Here is a 16,116-nt window from a genome sequence, read left to right on the forward strand (position 1 = left end):
AACAATACACAACAGAAAATGAAAGTTTATTACGATCTTTCACGGGAGTGGCAGAAGGATTTATAAACAACTTTATTATCTCTATACAATTTGAGTTCAACAACATGCTTTAACCCTCCCGTCTTCATTGTAGTGGCACTTTCTTTTCCCAAAGTACTCTTTTCTTTATATTAACACTATTTTCTGGAGTATCAGTCAATGTGATATGGATTCTATCATAAGGAGCGCGACCATGATCTGCACTATAATTTAACGCACTTGCATTAGCGATATGTCTTCTTGTATCGCCATCTATCCCTTCAATTTTATCTATTTTTGAATACATGATAAAATCTGAATAAGTTTCGTCGAGATAGAAAAAATATCTGGTAAATAAAGTTTGTTCAAGCAACTCATTTTCTGACACCTCTAGGTTAAATAGAATTCAAATTTAAAAAATCAAAAATAAAAGAGTAGAGATTCCCTACTCTTTTACTCGTAAAATATTCTCTAATGCCTGTGCATTTTCTTTATTTAAATTTCCATAGCCTTCTTTTTCATTATTGCTAATAATTGTTGCTGTATCATTATTTTGATCGAACCAAATCTGATATTCAAATAATCGTTCAGGCATATTTTCATCATACTTATAAAATAGTGTTGCCTTTACATCTTTTTCTCTAGCCATTTTAGATTCTACATTCGGTTTCCATTTAATTTGTTTAAATATTTTTCTTATGATTTCCATTGTTTTTTCATCAGTAATCATTACAGGTTCTCCATAGCTTCCATCTGCATTAACCTCTTCAATATCTATCCTAGTGAGTTGTTTTACATCAAACTTATTCGGAACTTTATTTATACAGCCTATTAAAAACATTACAAAAATTAACAAGATGACAAACCGAACATTTATTTTTTTAGACAACAAACCAACTCCTATTTCTCTAATTCTGTATCTTATTATACAATATTTTACATACAAATCATTTTAACTATCATAAATATTAATACTACAAAGACAATAGTTTTTTCCTATGTTATTTATCTATCTTTATGTGATTTTAAGAGGATTTCAAACTCATAACTTGTTCTATGAAATCTTGCAAATGGTCTCCTTTTTGTCGCCTATAGCACCTATCCATTTAAAGAAAAAAGCAACCGACTTTTTAGATCCCATTTTAAAAAATGGTCACTTTTTAGTCGGTTGCTCTTATTGTTTTTGTTTTTGCTTGCTTTAAACCCTTGCTATATCAACTACTCTTGAATAGCAGCTTCTAAAGCTACAACGATCATATCGTTGAATTTGGGGTACTTTTTAAAAAAACAAGGTACTTCAAATGCCTTGATTTAACAACATTTTGCGCTTTATAAATTACATCTTAAAGTGCTTAACTATTAAAAAAGTTATCCAAATTTACAATGTTGGTTGCTTTTTGGTCGCCCAAAGTCGCCATTTATACTTTTATAAAAATCATTTAGACCACCCTATATGGAGTGGTCTTTCTGTTTTTATAAAACAATAATTTGTAGTAATATCTCTATATTTTATTACAAATTCACTTGTCCCAGTCCAGTCCAATCAACAGCTATCCTTTAAGGTCCAGTTCCCCTTCTTTATACAAAAATGCCACTTGTTGCTCATGACTTTAATAAATCGTATCTAGGTTACTGCTATTCCTATATTAGTCTTCTACTATTATGTTTTGGAACTTTTGCCTCTAATAAATAATAAACAACTACTCATTTACGTATATTCCTTCATAGTCTGTATCTTTCGGAAAGGTTTTAATCATTTCTTTAGTGTTCTTTAAATTAGAATCATTCGATAAAATAAGGGTGTTTTCACAATCATGTCCAATAACAAAAATACTCTGATTGTTACTGGAAAAAATATTCTTATGAGTAGCCCACATCACAACTTCTCCTGCACATGCTATTGTTATTGCTAAAGAAAACATCAGTTTAAATTTTTCTGCATTTTCAATTTCGATAATTTTAAACTTACCTCTAAAGTTTTGAGGTTTAAAAGAATATTGAATGCAAAATGAATCAAATTCTTTAGCTATATAATCTTCTACTTCTATGAAAAGATAGAGTGGAAATCCGTTGATTTTATCCATCCAATTAGGAAACCAATTTTCATCACATTCAGGTAAATAAAGTCCAGAAATAACCAGAAGAGATTGTGGAAAATCACTATTAAAATTTCTTAATGCATGTTTGAACTTAAAATATTGCACATATTTTTTACCGGTTATCAGATGGAATGAACAGTCTAAAAAAAACATGACAAACCAAAATCTAGTTTGTCATGTTTTGTTTTTGTTTAATTTTGTAAAAGATATAATCTACTTTAATAAATTATTTTCACTTTCACTGTGAATTACAATATGAAATGTGGCTAAGCTTGCTAAATTACTCATTCTTCCAGAAGTCCATTCATCTACTGTAAGTTTTAGAATTTCAATAAATGTTTCAAGCTCATCTGTTTCATCAGGCAATATATGGTCAAAATCTTTAATAAACAAAATATATTGTTGACAGTCTAACCAATCTAGATCATTTAGACACTCATCAAACGCATCCCAATTTCCACCAAAATAATCCGGGAATTTTAGCTTTATAGCGAATTCATTAAATAAGCCCTCTAATTTAAAACAACATGTCCCTTCAATCATTGTATAAAAAATTTCTTCTTGTTTATTACAAGTTTGATCTAAAAGTTTATAAATTTCATTAAATTTATCTTTATCATTAATCTGATGTATAAACGGTTTACTTTTTTTCCTTAAGTTTTCCATAATCTCAACCATTAGCTTCAATCCTCTACTCAATTCTTACAAACGATTCGTAATGATTATTAGTGTACCACGCTGAACCATTTTCACCAATTACAAGCCGTTCTTTCCCTCTATTTTTGCCTTTAACATAAGGGTTAATATCGTACTCCCTATATTTGGTGTTTTTAGGTAGTTTCCCTTCATGATTTTTGAAAATTCTACCACCAACATATCCAGAAGGAGCTTTACCTTTATTTTTCTTTATTTTATTTAAAACATTTTTTGCTTTTTCTTCATATCCTCTTAATAACACCGTATGGTTTAGAAGATTTATATTTCAAAGTAAAGTTAATACTCATCTAATGTTAATATTCCCACTGATTTTTCTTACATTTGTTATTGAGATCATCAACTGGTATTAATCTATATGACCACCAAAAGAAGATAACAAAGCATAAGCTTTATCTTCTATCGCTTCTCTAATATTCCTCCCCAAAATCATCTATAATTTTTATTGTATATCTTTTAAAAAATGATTTATCCATTGCTTTTGATAATTCAATCCATATTCTGCATCAGGAGCCAGAAATACTTTAAAAGAAAATCAGGTAAATTGTGGACAATTATGCTTGAGAATGATAACAATCCAATAAGCTTATTATTTGTGAAAAGTAATGGTTTCCCTTCACACTCAGATAGTATGTATAATAATGGAAAGAAATTGTGAAAAGATTTAACTTACCGCTTCTAACTCTTCAGGGATTACGTCACACTTACGCTTCCTATAAGAATAGTAAGAATGTACATTTCAAAATCATTCAAGAACAATACGGACATACGCATATAAAACAAACCCTTAATAAAATAAAAGCAAGTAACTTGTTCGACGACATCTTGTAAATGGCCTCCTTTTTGTCGCCTATAGCACCTATCCCTTTAAAGAAAAAAGCAACCGACTTTTCGATTCCATTTTGAAAAATGGTCACTTTTTAGTCGGTTGCTCTTATTGTTATTGTTTTTACTTGCTTTAAACCCTTGCTATATCAACTACTCTTGAATAGCAGCTTCTAAAGCAACAACGATCATGTCATTGAATGTTGTTTGACGTTCTTCAGACGTTGTTACTTCGCCTGTAATGATGTGGTCACTTACTGTTAAGACAGAAAGAGCTTGACGGCCAAATTTCGCTGCTAATGTGTAAAGTGCTGCAGATTCCATTTCAACTGCTAATACACCGTATTTAGCTAGCTTTTCATTTTGGTGCTCATCTGAGTAGAACAGGTCAGCTGTGAAGATGTTACCAACTTGAAGGCTTAAACCTGCTTCTTTCCCAGCATTATACGCTTTTAATAATAAGTCAAAGTTTGCGATCGGTGCAAAGTCAATGTTGTTGCCCCAAATGATTTGATTCATACGAGAATCAGTTGTTGCACCTTGAGCTAAAATAACGTCACGTACTTTTACATCTTTTTGAATTGCACCACAAGTACCTACACGAATTAATTTTTGTACATCATATTCTTGCATTAACTCTGTTGCGTAAATAGAAATGGAAGGCACACCCATACCAGTACCTTGTACAGAAATACGTTTACCTTTATACGTACCTGTATAACCAAACATATTGCGCACTTCGTTATAGCAAGTAACATCTTCTAAAAATGTTTCGGCAATGTATTTTGCACGTAGTGGATCTCCCGGAAGTAAAATAGTGTCAGCGATTTCGCCTTTTTTTGCATTAATATGAATACTCATACTGCAATCCCTCTTTTCTGTCAGTTATCAATATAAATAATACTTTGTTTCACGTATTTACGCAATGCTAGACGTCTAGCAACTCTAAAAGAAAGAATAATTAGAGTATTCCGATATTATCTACCTTGTTCAATATATAAATCCCATAATTCATCAAATACTTCTGTCGTTAAGTTATCTGTTGCATATGTTTCGATATATGTAGATAGCTCATCAAAATCTATGCTTTGTTTAGGAAAGTTATGTTCTTGAAATACTTCTTCGGCAAAGCGAACTTTAGCATCCGACCAATCCCCTCCTCGAAATGTTAGTACATATAAATAAAAGCTCTTTTTCATAACTGAAAAGTGCCCTCCTCTTGTCATTTTTACTTTCCGCTAGTTTATCAAAAAAAATACATTTCGTCATAAAATGGCCCATATTTTTATTTAAGTAATTTTTCCTAGTAAGGAAAATGCGAAAAGTCTTTTTCACCTTACTAGACTTTTGTCATGCAAAAATATTACGCTTTTTTATCTGAAAAATGAAAATTTTGTGAATTTAAGATAGAAATTTTTAGTATTATACGATAGAATTGTAGACAATACTGCAAAAATTAGGAAGGTGATGGCGATGAAAAACAAGAAAAAATCAAGTAAACCAACGAGAAAACGCCCGTCTCTCTTAGATTCTAGCTTTTTAAAAAGAAAGAAAGCTATTGATTCTAACGTTAGTAGGCATAATCTCCCTCCTACTACAGAAAAACGACAACGTTTTTATCATTTAATTCGCGGCAAAGTACTTATTATTTTCTCTCTTCTTATTTTTATTACCGCCGCAATGGGTATATTGTCGTACAACAATATAACGAATCTTCAACAGCAAATGAAAGATTTTACTGAGAAGAATGTACAGGAGCAACTTACCGTTAATCAGCTAGCCTATGAAATTGCTAGATTAACCAACTTAGAACAAGCCTATATAATTACGGGAAATGGTAGTTATTCTACTTCTTACAAAATGAAAATCGATTCTATCAATAAAAAAATAGCTGCTTTACAAGAAAAATTTGCAGACCGCCAAGTTGAGCTTGGACATATACAAGCAATCGGTCAATATTATAAAAATTACCTTGAGTACTCGAAAAAGGTCATGACGATGCGTGATGAGCTTGGGCTTGAACAAGCTCGAAAGCTAATGATCGAAGGTACGGGCGAAACGATGAAATTGCATATTGATCAAAATATTGAATCCATCAACAATGTAATGGATAAATCCAATAAAGCTAAACTTAATACGTTGAATAAGCAAGTTACTTTGTCAAACAGTACGTTTTTAATTATTTCAATTATCGGTCTTATAGCAATCGTTATTTTTGGCATTATGTTATTTAAATCATTAAAAAACAATACGCGTGCTATTAACCACTCTATTCTTGATATTGCCCAAGCTGGTGGTGATTTAACAAGACGTGTCCATGTACGTAATAACGATGAATTTTCTATTATTGCTAACTCTACGAATACCCTTATCATTTCAATTTCAAACCTTATTAAACGTGTTAGCGAACTCGCTGATCACGTCTCAAGCAGTAGCCAGGAGTTGATGACATTAGCGGATGAGAATGCCCGTACAATCCAAAATATAGCGGATGCAAGTGCAGATATAGCAAGTGATAGTGAAAATACAATCAATAGTATGAATAGTGCCCAACAAAAAATGAGTGATTTAGATCATTCTATGCATCAATTAAATGAGCAGGCGAATGCTGTTCAACGGGCATCATTGGCCATGCAACAAGCCGCTGATGAAGGTAGTCGATCAGTTCATCAATCTACATTAGTTATGCAATCTATTGAAGAAACGATTGCTTCTACCTCTACAACAGTTGAGGCACTTGGTCGAAAATCAGCAGATATAACATCTATAATTGGTACCATTACAGCCATCTCAGAGCAAACAAATTTACTTGCATTGAATGCCGCAATTGAGGCTGCACGTGCTGGTGAGCATGGCCGTGGCTTTGCTGTTGTAGCAGATGAAGTGCGCAAACTCGCTGAGCAATCACAAACGGCTGCAAAAGAAGTAACTACGATTGTGACGTCCATCCAAGATGAAGTCGCATCAATTATTACACAAAATCATGAAGGTGTAACATCAGTTATTCGAGGAGTCGAAGTGACGAATGAAACAAACCAGTCATTGTCCAACATCCTAATGCAAACGAAAGAAACGACTACTATTATTGCTACAATGGTTGATAAAATAGCGCAAACGCTTGATTATAGTAATGCTGTAGCAAATGATTTTGTGCATATTAACGCTTATGCTGATCAAACCGCTTCCAATACGGTGATGTCTGCTGCTGCTGCTACACAAGGTTCTGCATCCATGCAGGAAATTAATGCAGCCGCTACAGAACTAGCCCACCAAGCAGATAGTTTACGCAATGTCGTCGGTGCGTTTAAAATTTAACAAAAAAAGAATGTCTCCCAGAGAGGCATTCTTTTTTGTTTGCAAAATTTCTCTTCAAAACAAGGTTGGGACAAATAAGAAAAAGTGTTAGATTGACTACAATCAACCTAACACATTTTTGCAGTGACTGTTGTCCACTACGGCACGCCTTTCTGATAGTTTATCGGCGATTCAAAGACTTTTATCGGCGATTTCTTCTATCTTTCCGGCGATTCGCTGGCTTCTATCAGCGATTTACCTAGGTTTACCGTAACTCGCTTACGTACTCTTTTGTATTATTTAAATAATGATAAATATTCAGCGTAGCCTTCTTTTTCTAAATCAGCTTTCGGGATAAAACGAAGTGATGCAGAGTTGATACAATAACGTAAGCCACCTAACTCTGCTGGACCATCTGGGAAGACATGTCCTAAGTGAGAATCCGCGTCCTTGCTTCGTACTTCAACACGGCGCATGCCATGGGATGTATCAAAATGCTCTATAACTTGTTCTTGTGCAATCGGCTTTGAGAAAGCTGGCCAACCACAGCCTGAGTTGAATTTATCGTGCGAGCTAAATAATGGCTTGCCTGAAACGATATCTACATAAATGCCATCTTCAAAATGTTGATCATATTCATTGCGAAACGGTGGCTCAGTACCATTTTCCTGAGTTACATAGTACTGGATATCTGTTAGTTCTTTTAATCGTTGTTCTTTAGTCATTTTCTATGCCCCCAGTGTAGTTCTTGAAATGCTTTTCGCCCAGACCCCACTGCATAGCGTTCATAATGCATTGGGTTTTTTTTATAATAAAATTGATGGTAATCCTCAGCAGCGTAAAATGTACTTGCAGGTAAAATTTTCACAGCAATTGGCTTATCAAATTTACCTGATGCCTGTAGATCTGCCTTTGAACGTTCAGCTAATTCATGTTGTTCTTCATCATGATAGAAAATGGCAGTAGTGTAGGATTGTCCACGATCATAAAATTGTCCACCTGCATCTGTTGGATCAATTAACGTCCAAAATGTAGCTAATAATTGCTCGTATGAATAAATATCATCATCAAACGTAATTTGAACCGCTTCTACGTGGCCTGTCGTTTCCGAACAGACTTGTTCATATGTTGGATTTTCAACATGTCCACCAGTGTAACCAGAAACTATAGCTTCAATGCCAGGTGTTTCATCGAATGGCTTGACCATACACCAAAAACAGCCACCTGCAAATGTTGCCTTTTTCATTGCCATTTATATTCACTCCTTATTCTCCAGGGACGATGATTTCTAGTAAGATTTTATCGTTTGGTAAGTCTAATTCCTTCGCACGTACACGAGACCCTGATGCAATATTTACTCGCGATAAGTCAATATAAATTTCAGCCTTATTCGGATTAACAGTAATCCACGAAGGGAAATCCACCGAATCTCTCATAATTTTCATTGTCGTCTCCGGTGGAATATTTAATAACCCCACGTTCATCCCAGTTTGCTTTAAAATAATATTACCCTTATCATCGACAATAGGCTCAAAATTCATTGAAATTGGGATTTCTGTATAAAAAACAGTTAATTTACTTCGTAATTCAATATCATCCCCAATGGAAAAATCCAATGGGAGTGGCGAGCCTTTTGCACTGTCTTTTAAATATTTCTTCGTAATTGACTCTAACTCTTTCGTAGTCGTTTGGACAACTAGTACATTTCCTGTTATTTCAGTATCACTTTCTGAGCTCTTTGCTAAATCATATCCATCTACTGGTTTCGTTGCTAAATAAACGACGAGGAGGATTGACAGAAGAACCATACCTGCTAACGCAAAAAATGCGAATTTCCATTTATTCATTTAGTCACTCCTCGAAGCCTATTTCCTTATTAATTTTTTGTTCCATTTTACATTGCTCCATTGCTGCTAATATTCGCTCAGTCATTTTATCATAGCCTTTTGCATTAGGATGGAAAAAATCTGTATGATAGACCAGTTCTTGATTTGAATCGAACAAGTCTTCAACTGAGACATAACAAGCATTTGAATCTTTACTTGCAATTTTTTTAATGACATTATTCCATTCTGTAATAATTGTATCAAATTCATTTGCCTCATTTGTGACAATCGAAAAAGGATTATAAAATCCAATGAGTAATAAAGGCACGGTTGGATTTTTTGCCCTTATATTATCAATAATTTTACCGTAACGATCCTCATAGGTTAATAATTCCTTATCAAACGCATCTCGTTTTAAATTAAACAGATCCTGTTTGACTACTTTCATTACATCATTTCCACCCATAGTTAAGGAAATAAACTGTGCTTGTTGTAACTCTTCATCATAATGCCCTTTTTTGATTAATTTTAATAGCTGATCACTCCGTCTTCCCCTTTTTCCTCGATTATCAACATCCACTTCTGAAATCGAAGTCCAAGCTAGCATCGAATCTGCTAATCTTCCAACATAACCGTCTTGACCATACTCATCCCCGACACCATCTGTTAGTGAATCTCCAAGTGCCAAGTAATGTAGTTGTTTTGCGTTATCATCATCAATTTGCCGTAAATTCTCTTCTGAAGGTTCAAAAAAATGTTCAAAAATTTGCGTCAATACATTACTAGAAGGTTTTGCCTCCTCTTCTGCTTGTTGCTCATCCTGTCTCATATCTTGCTCCGTCTCTGCCTGCTCACTTTCTTTATCTGCAGGTGCATTCGGTTCATCTATTGATATTGCACAACCACTTAGTACTAAGACGATCAAACATGACAAAATAATTCGCCAGCTGCCCATTTGACCACCTTCCATCATTTACTGTTAGTTCTATTATAATTAGTTGTCGCTACAATGAAAAGTGACGATGCTTCAGTTTATCAAGAAAATCCAAGCATAATCATCACATTACCTGTATACCTGTATACGATTTTTACAACTAGCCACATAAAGCGTTAAAAAGCTACTACAATTACTTATGTAGCAGCTCTTGTCAATTATTCTGAAAAATAGATAAAACCTATTGCACCTGGTCCAGTATGTGTAGAAATAATCGGTGACGTAAAAGCGATTTCAACATCATTAAAGCCTGTTCCTTCAACTAGCTCTTTTAATGGAGCGCCCATTGTTGTCAAACCGTCTGCATGTGAAATACCTACAGCCTTAACTGTTTTACCAGCAGTATCGGCTTGGAATTGTTTGAATAAGTAGTTCACTACCTGTTTATGACTACGAACTTTTGATACAGGGTTATATGCTCCACCTTCTAGGTTCGCAATGACTTTAATGTTAAGTAAAGAACCGATAAATCCTGTCCCTTTACCTATTCGACCGCCTTTAATTAAATTTTCAAGTGTGTCAACGATTACATATAAATGTGTATTGTCACGCACCTTGTCTAAACGTGTGACGATTTCTTCAACAGTCGCTCCGGCATCACGCATTTTAATAGCCTCTCTTAATTGAATAGCAAGGCCAATTGCGATAAAACGAGAATCAATGACCGTTACATCTGCATCCGTCATTTGTGCAGCTTGTCGAGCTGATTCAACTGTCCCACTCATTCCACCAGTCATATGAATAGAAAGTATTTGGTCGCCATCTTTGCCTAGCTCGTCATATAGTTCTTTAAACTTCCCTGGTGCAGGTTGCGAACTTTTCGGCAATTCTTTCGCATTTTTCATTAAGCCTAAAAAAGGTTGTGGATCTAAATCTACACCATCTATATATGTTTTCCCATCAATTTGAATTGTTAACGGTACTATCTGTATACCGTGTTGCTCTACTTCTTCTTTTGTTAAATCACAAGTTGAGTCCGTTACAATATGAATTCGTCCCACTTCGACACATCCTTTAACATCATTGAAATTATTATATAGACTAATGTTTCCATATGTAAACATGACATTTGTCATCTCAAGTGTCTATTTCAAGTCTTTTGCATTTCCACTTCCTTCGCTACTATAGCCTTTTTTCAATAAATTTGTCTAACAATTTCCTCTAAAATTCGACATGACATTTTAGATAAGTAAATATGTGACAAATGTAAATAGTAAGACGCTCATTATTGGGCTATAGTAAATAGACAACGAAGGGAGTGTTTATAATGGTGGATGCATTTGACTATAAAACATGGAAGGAAGAATTGTGGAATGCCATTACTCACGGTATAGGCTTACTTGCAAGTATTCCAGCACTTGTTATTTTAATATTAACTGCCGTCCAAAACGGAAGTGCATTGTATATTACTACTTTTAGTATTTTTGGTGCTTCTGTCATCATCTTGTTTCTTATGTCAACATTACTTCACAGCATGCCTGAAAAATACAAATATTTTTTCGCTATTCTTGACCATTCTTCTATATACATTTTAATTGCTGGAACCTATACACCGTTTTTATTGATCGCTATCGGCGGCACATTAGGAATTACTTTATTATGTATCATTTGGGCACTTGCCTTACTAGGCGTTGTATTTAAATGCTTTTTTATTAATCGTTTTGAAATACTATCCCTTATTTTCTATATTGGTATGGGCTGGCTTATTATCTTTGCCATTAAGCCGATTTATTTTTTCTTAGGAAGTAATGGCTTTGCCTTTTTATTAGCTGGCGGTCTTTTCTATACATTTGGCGCTATTTTTTACGCTTGGCGCAGCCTCCCTTATAATCATACAATTTGGCACCTCTTTGTGTTAGCTGGATGTGGTTCCATGTATGCCTGTGTGTATCTTTATTTATAATAATGAAGTTTTTCAACTAAAAATATGTATCGTTAAACAAGAAAATCACACGGCATAAGCTAATCCGTGTGATTTTTCTCATTAATTTAGACTACAGCTTCAGACAACGTCCACTAAGTGGCAAACGCCCCAAAATACAATTATTTTTTGCGTTCAAAAATTTGATATTGAAATGTGTAACCTTCTGGTGCTGTTACTGGTTGTTGTGACGAGACTAGCACAAAGTCATCTTCATATTGTGGGAAAAATGTATCCCCTTTAAAGGAATGATTAATTTTTGTAGCATATATTCGATCTGTTATGTCCATTGATAGTCTAAAAATTTGTTCGCCACCGATGATCATGATTTCAGGTACTTCACCTGCTAATGACAGTGCTTCGTCGAGACTAGTCACTATTTCAGCCCCATCAGCACGATAGTTGGCATCACGCGTAATGACAATGTTACGTCGTCCTGGTAGCGGTCTACCAATCGACTCAAATGTTTTACGTCCCATTATCATTGGTTTACTCATCGTTTTTTCCTTAAAATATTGTAAATCACCAGGTAAATGCCATGGCATACCGTTTTCGTACCCAATGACATTATTATTATCATGCGCTACTATTAATGAAATCATAAATACCCTCCAAGTTATATCATTCATCCTATTATAAACATAATTTTACTTTACTATCGGAATATTTCTGCTCATTATTAAAATAAATTACTTCTTCGACGTTAAATCATAGTAAATTTATAAGAATAGTTTATAATAAGATATAACAATAAAAATTTCTAAAGGATGATGTTATGACACGTTTAACAAATGAGGCCGTTTGCTATATTCAAGCTACGGATTTAAAACCACATTATTATGAAATGACACCACAGGAAGCAAGAGTTATGCGCGCAGTTCCAACTTGGCAATCTGGCCATACGCCTCACCTCGCATCGATGGAGGATCGAAAAATACCTATGCGAGATGGACAAGAGATTAATATTCGCCTTTACATTCCGGAACACGCAAAAAATTTACCGGTTATTATTTATTATCATGGTGGTGGATGGGTATTTGGCGATTTAGGGTCAACGGATGCCGGTTGTCAGTTATTAGCTGATAAAGCGCATGCCATTGTCGTATCTGTAGATTACCGCTTGGCACCTGAATACCCCTTCCCTATCCCACTAAACGACGCATATGATGGGCTACTGTGGGTATTTGACAATATTGCGGCTTCGGTGGTGATAACACCCGAATAACGGTCGCTGGTGATAGTGCTGGTGGTAACCTCGCAACGGTAGTTTCTTACTTAGCAGCGATGATTGATGGACCAACTATTACTTCACAAGCACTTATTTACCCTGTAGTAAACATTGATTTTACGACTGTTTCTTATAGTGCTTACGGAGAACATTTTGGTTTAGATAAGCAAGGTATGCAATGGTTTGCTGAGCATTATACAAAGCCAAATCATTTTAAAAACCCACTCGTTTCACCTTTGCAAATTGAAAATTTTGCCGTACTTCCAAAAACAATAATTATCGCTGCTGAAGCAGATGTACTTTACGACGAAGGACTTGCTTACGCTAAAAAATTAGCTGATGCAGGGGTGTATGTGGAACATGTCCAAATGGCGGGTTTGATTCATAGTTATTTCAGTAAGATGGAATTTTTCGAAGCTGCTACAATTGAAACAGTTGAAAAAATTGCGACATTCGTCAAATAAGTTTGTGTAATGCTACTAAACAATGCGATAATAGAGCAAAATGTTTTTTAAAGGATGACAACATGACACAAACGATTGCATTACAAATTAATAATCAATATGCGGGCCCATTGAAAAAAGGCTACCCACTAATCTTAAAGGAAGCAGTCGATACTCGAAAACTGCCTACTGAGGAAGGCGCTGTACTTCGTCTATTAGATATTCATAATCGCTTTATCGGCACTGGCTATTATGGTATCCAAAATAAAGGCATCGGCTGGCTGTTAACTACGGATGCTAATGAAGAAATTGACAAGGCGTTTTTTGCGAAAAAAATAAGCAAGGCGCTACAAAATCGTGAAGCATTTTTCAATAACCCTAATACAACGGCGTTTCGTGCTTTTAACGGCGAAGGTGATGGAATTGGGGGCATGACAATCGATTTCTTTGAAGGCTACTATATGGTGAGCTGGTATAGTGCAGGTATTTATTCATTTAAAGAAGCCATTTATGAGGCACTTTCAGAAACAGTAAACTTTAAAGCAATTTATGAGAAAAAACGTTTTGATAGTAAAGGGCAATATATTGAACAGGACGATTTTGTTATGGGTACACCTGGTGAATTCCCACTTATCGTGAAGGAAAATGGTATGAACTATGCTGTTCATTTAAATGATGGTGCCATGACTGGTATTTTCCTCGACCAACGTGAAGTGCGACTAGCCATTCGTGAACGCTATTCTCAACATAAAACCGTGTTAAATACATTTTCTTATACAGGTGCTTTCTCTGTAGCAGCAGCACTTGGTGGCGCAACGAAAACTACAAGTGTCGATGTCGCCAAACGTAGTTTAGCCAAAACAATCGAGCAATTTAGTGTCAATAATATTGACTATGAAGCACAGGACATTAAAGTAATGGATGTATTTCATTATTTCAAATATGCACAGCGCCATCAGTTAAAATTCGACCTTGTCGTATTAGATCCACCTAGCTTTGCGCGCACAAAGCAAATGACGTTTTCAACAGCAAAGGACTATCCTAAATTATTGATGGATACAATTGCTATTACTGAAAAGAATGGTATTATTGTTGCCTCAACGAACAATGCAAGCTTTGGCATGAAAAAGTTTAAAGGCTTTATTGACCAAGCGTTTAAAGAAACGAATACTCGCTATAAAATTGTTGAAGAATATGGTTTACCAAAAGATTTCCGTGTGCCGCGTGAACATCCTGAATTCAATTACTTAAAAGTTGTTTTTATTGAAAAATTAAGCTAAAAAAGAGCGACTCTCATAAAGTCACTCTTAGACTGTAGACAAAGTCGAGTTATTCAACTTTGTCTACTTTTTTTTGAATCAAGTTTCCATTACTTTGTTAAAAAAACAAAAATATAACCTAAAAACATTAGGATAAAAAAACTAAAGAATGTGATGATATTCCCTATAATTAAAATTTTAGATTTAACGCATGCAGCTAAGACAATACCTATGCCTGATAATACAAACGTGAAAATCCATAAAGTTGATGCTTTTTGAAACACAATATTCGGTACCCAAAGTAATAAAGAAATAATGATCGTACTTACAGCCAAAGCTTTCACCATTTTAACCATTCCTTATTTCAACGGATTACATAAATTGTTATTAAAATATATTTTTATCGCAGAAGCAAATAGTTTTTCTTTAAGTCCCATTCTATGAAAATTTCTATCTATATAAGCAACAAGCTCCCAATCACATGAACAGCTAAAATACCCTTTATCTTCATAGCACATATCATGTATTTGACAACCCCTATCTAATACATCTTGTGGAGGGCCAGAACCATGTCCTGGCCCACACCAATTTCCCCAAATAGGTAACCCTTTTCTAGTACTCATTGTAGTGTTTGCTTGATAGTTAGCGTAACTCTTACTAATGTGATTCACCATCAAACTAATTTCAATATATTCTCCTGCTAAGCCATCTAATTTTACTTTTTTCAATATTAATAAACGGTTTTCCGTCCTCATAATAAATATAAGATTCTAACTGTTCACCAGCATTTAAAAGATCTTTATCTGTCAAAGAGGACTCTTCTCCTGTCGTTGCAAAAACTTTTGTACCTCCCCCAAAAAAGAGTGAAGAAACTAAAACTGACATTGCAACAAAGGACAAACCTATTTTTCTAATCTTAGCTCCTTTCGATATTTTATTAGGTAAAATACCATTATTATGGCTCATCAAAAGGCTAGAATAACATTTTATAAAAAAAAGGATTTTAGAATGTTAGCTGTTGGAGTGAAATCTGGATGCTCATGAATGGAGGTCAACCCTAAGTTATGGTAATGAACCATTATGATAGTATTTAACCAGTCGTTTATATTTTTATTTTATTAAACGAACTGAAAATTCACAATATAATAAGCGATATTTTTACGTAAGGTTATTAGTCAGTTAATATAAACTTATACAAAGAAAAGAATGCGGTTTACCAAAGGATTTCCGCGTGGTGCTTGACATCTTTAATTCAGTTACTTAAAAGTTGTTTTTATTCAAAAGTTAAGCTAAAAAGAGTGACTCTACACTCCTAATTCATAAATAAAATAGAAATCAACATACTTATCAATATCTCTTATCAAATGTTCCTGTTGAACTATATCAGCTTCTTTTCTCCGCTTTACCTAGAAAAAGACAAAGTATCGAATAATCAGATACTTTGTCTACAGACGGAGATTGAAAAATTATTTTCTCAACCTTTTTATTCGTTATT

General features: G+C 34.4%; 20 protein-coding genes. 5 read left to right on the top strand and 15 right to left on the bottom strand.

From position 1 onward, the window contains the following. Window positions 1-124 precede the first annotated feature (124 nt). The 7 genes from ACQKNX_RS06355 to ACQKNX_RS06385 all read right to left on the bottom strand — a co-directional run bounded on the left by ACQKNX_RS06355 (window position 125) and on the right by ACQKNX_RS06385 (window position 4,855). Window positions 125-391, bottom strand: coding sequence for a hypothetical protein (locus ACQKNX_RS06355; RefSeq protein WP_427428100.1), 267 nt, complete (start codon window positions 389-391; stop codon window positions 125-127). Between the two features lie 72 nt (window positions 392-463). Next, on the bottom strand, window positions 464-907 hold the full coding sequence (locus ACQKNX_RS06360) for a hypothetical protein (RefSeq protein WP_427428101.1): 444 nt from the start codon (window positions 905-907) through the stop codon (window positions 464-466). Between the two features lie 811 nt (window positions 908-1,718). Continuing rightward, window positions 1,719-2,222, bottom strand: coding sequence for a hypothetical protein (locus tag ACQKNX_RS06365; protein ID WP_427428102.1), 504 nt, complete (start codon window positions 2,220-2,222; stop codon window positions 1,719-1,721). A 108-nt stretch (window positions 2,223-2,330) separates the two neighbouring features. After that, the gene (locus tag ACQKNX_RS06370; protein WP_427428103.1) at window positions 2,331-2,795 is read right to left on the bottom strand and encodes a barstar family protein; all 465 of its coding nucleotides are present in this window, start codon (window positions 2,793-2,795) and stop codon (window positions 2,331-2,333) included. A 13-nt stretch (window positions 2,796-2,808) separates the two neighbouring features. Next, complete coding sequence (locus ACQKNX_RS06375; RefSeq protein WP_427428104.1) at window positions 2,809-3,075, bottom strand: ribonuclease domain-containing protein; 267 nt, start codon at window positions 3,073-3,075, stop codon at window positions 2,809-2,811. A gap of 734 nt (window positions 3,076-3,809) precedes the next feature. Further along, complete coding sequence (gene deoD / locus ACQKNX_RS06380; RefSeq protein ID WP_172771600.1) at window positions 3,810-4,517, bottom strand: purine-nucleoside phosphorylase; 708 nt, start codon at window positions 4,515-4,517, stop codon at window positions 3,810-3,812. A 116-nt stretch (window positions 4,518-4,633) separates the two neighbouring features. After that, window positions 4,634-4,855 (bottom strand): YozE family protein, encoded by a 222-nt coding sequence (locus ACQKNX_RS06385; protein WP_427428105.1) that lies wholly within the window; start codon window positions 4,853-4,855, stop codon window positions 4,634-4,636. A gap of 274 nt (window positions 4,856-5,129) precedes the next feature. Between ACQKNX_RS06385 and ACQKNX_RS06390 the strand changes: the two genes are divergently transcribed. Next, window positions 5,130-6,971 (top strand): methyl-accepting chemotaxis protein, encoded by a 1,842-nt coding sequence (locus ACQKNX_RS06390; RefSeq protein WP_427428106.1) that lies wholly within the window; start codon window positions 5,130-5,132, stop codon window positions 6,969-6,971. Between the two features lie 275 nt (window positions 6,972-7,246). Here ACQKNX_RS06390 and msrB read toward each other — a convergent pair whose 3' ends face one another. From msrB to ACQKNX_RS06415, 5 genes are all read right to left on the bottom strand, one after another. Continuing rightward, a complete protein-coding gene (msrB, locus tag ACQKNX_RS06395; RefSeq protein ID WP_427428107.1) occupies window positions 7,247-7,675 on the bottom strand; it encodes a peptide-methionine (R)-S-oxide reductase MsrB in 429 nt (142 codons plus the stop codon). Further along, the gene (gene msrA, locus ACQKNX_RS06400; RefSeq protein ID WP_401011854.1) at window positions 7,672-8,202 is read right to left on the bottom strand and encodes a peptide-methionine (S)-S-oxide reductase MsrA; all 531 of its coding nucleotides are present in this window, start codon (window positions 8,200-8,202) and stop codon (window positions 7,672-7,674) included. The genes msrB and msrA overlap by 4 nt, the downstream gene beginning before the upstream one ends. 13 nt (window positions 8,203-8,215) lie before the next feature. Next, window positions 8,216-8,797: a YpmS family protein gene (locus ACQKNX_RS06405; protein WP_427428108.1), complete on the bottom strand. Its 582-nt coding sequence runs from the start codon at window positions 8,795-8,797 to the stop codon at window positions 8,216-8,218. A gap of 4 nt (window positions 8,798-8,801) precedes the next feature. Continuing rightward, window positions 8,802-9,731 (bottom strand): GDSL-type esterase/lipase family protein, encoded by a 930-nt coding sequence (locus ACQKNX_RS06410; RefSeq protein WP_340824408.1) that lies wholly within the window; start codon window positions 9,729-9,731, stop codon window positions 8,802-8,804. 197 nt (window positions 9,732-9,928) lie between these two features. Further along, window positions 9,929-10,771, bottom strand: a complete 843-nt coding sequence (locus ACQKNX_RS06415) for a DegV family protein (RefSeq protein WP_427428109.1) — start codon at window positions 10,769-10,771, stop codon at window positions 9,929-9,931. Between the two features lie 266 nt (window positions 10,772-11,037). On the opposite strand from ACQKNX_RS06415, the gene trhA reads away from it, so the two are divergent. After that, entirely contained in the window at window positions 11,038-11,673 is a 636-nt protein-coding gene (gene trhA / locus ACQKNX_RS06420; RefSeq protein ID WP_427428110.1) for a PAQR family membrane homeostasis protein TrhA, read from the top strand. A 140-nt stretch (window positions 11,674-11,813) separates the two neighbouring features. On the opposite strand, the gene ACQKNX_RS06425 is transcribed toward trhA, so the two are convergent. Further along, on the bottom strand, window positions 11,814-12,293 hold the full coding sequence (locus ACQKNX_RS06425; RefSeq protein WP_427428111.1) for a dihydrofolate reductase: 480 nt from the start codon (window positions 12,291-12,293) through the stop codon (window positions 11,814-11,816). Window positions 12,294-12,466: 173 nt separating this feature from the next. On the opposite strand from ACQKNX_RS06425, the gene ACQKNX_RS06430 reads away from it, so the two are divergent. The 3 genes from ACQKNX_RS06430 to ACQKNX_RS06440 all read left to right on the top strand — a co-directional run bounded on the left by ACQKNX_RS06430 (window position 12,467) and on the right by ACQKNX_RS06440 (window position 14,642). Further along, window positions 12,467-12,916: an alpha/beta hydrolase gene (locus tag ACQKNX_RS06430; protein ID WP_427428112.1), complete on the top strand. Its 450-nt coding sequence runs from the start codon at window positions 12,467-12,469 to the stop codon at window positions 12,914-12,916. After that, complete coding sequence (locus ACQKNX_RS06435; protein WP_427428269.1) at window positions 12,913-13,383, top strand: alpha/beta hydrolase fold domain-containing protein; 471 nt, start codon at window positions 12,913-12,915, stop codon at window positions 13,381-13,383. The genes ACQKNX_RS06430 and ACQKNX_RS06435 overlap by 4 nt, the downstream gene beginning before the upstream one ends. 62 nt (window positions 13,384-13,445) lie before the next feature. Further along, complete coding sequence (locus ACQKNX_RS06440) at window positions 13,446-14,642, top strand: class I SAM-dependent rRNA methyltransferase (protein WP_427428113.1); 1,197 nt, start codon at window positions 13,446-13,448, stop codon at window positions 14,640-14,642. An 89-nt stretch (window positions 14,643-14,731) separates the two neighbouring features. On the opposite strand, the gene ACQKNX_RS06445 is transcribed toward ACQKNX_RS06440, so the two are convergent. After that, window positions 14,732-14,968 (bottom strand): hypothetical protein, encoded by a 237-nt coding sequence (locus ACQKNX_RS06445; RefSeq protein WP_172771611.1) that lies wholly within the window; start codon window positions 14,966-14,968, stop codon window positions 14,732-14,734. Between the two features lie 12 nt (window positions 14,969-14,980). Further along, on the bottom strand, window positions 14,981-15,349 hold the full coding sequence (locus ACQKNX_RS06450) for a hypothetical protein (RefSeq protein ID WP_427428114.1): 369 nt from the start codon (window positions 15,347-15,349) through the stop codon (window positions 14,981-14,983). Between the last annotated feature and the right edge of the window lie 767 nt (window positions 15,350-16,116).

This window comes from Lysinibacillus sp. NPDC093712 (assembly GCF_050280025.1).
Classification (GTDB): domain Bacteria; phylum Bacillota; class Bacilli; order Bacillales_A; family Planococcaceae; genus Lysinibacillus.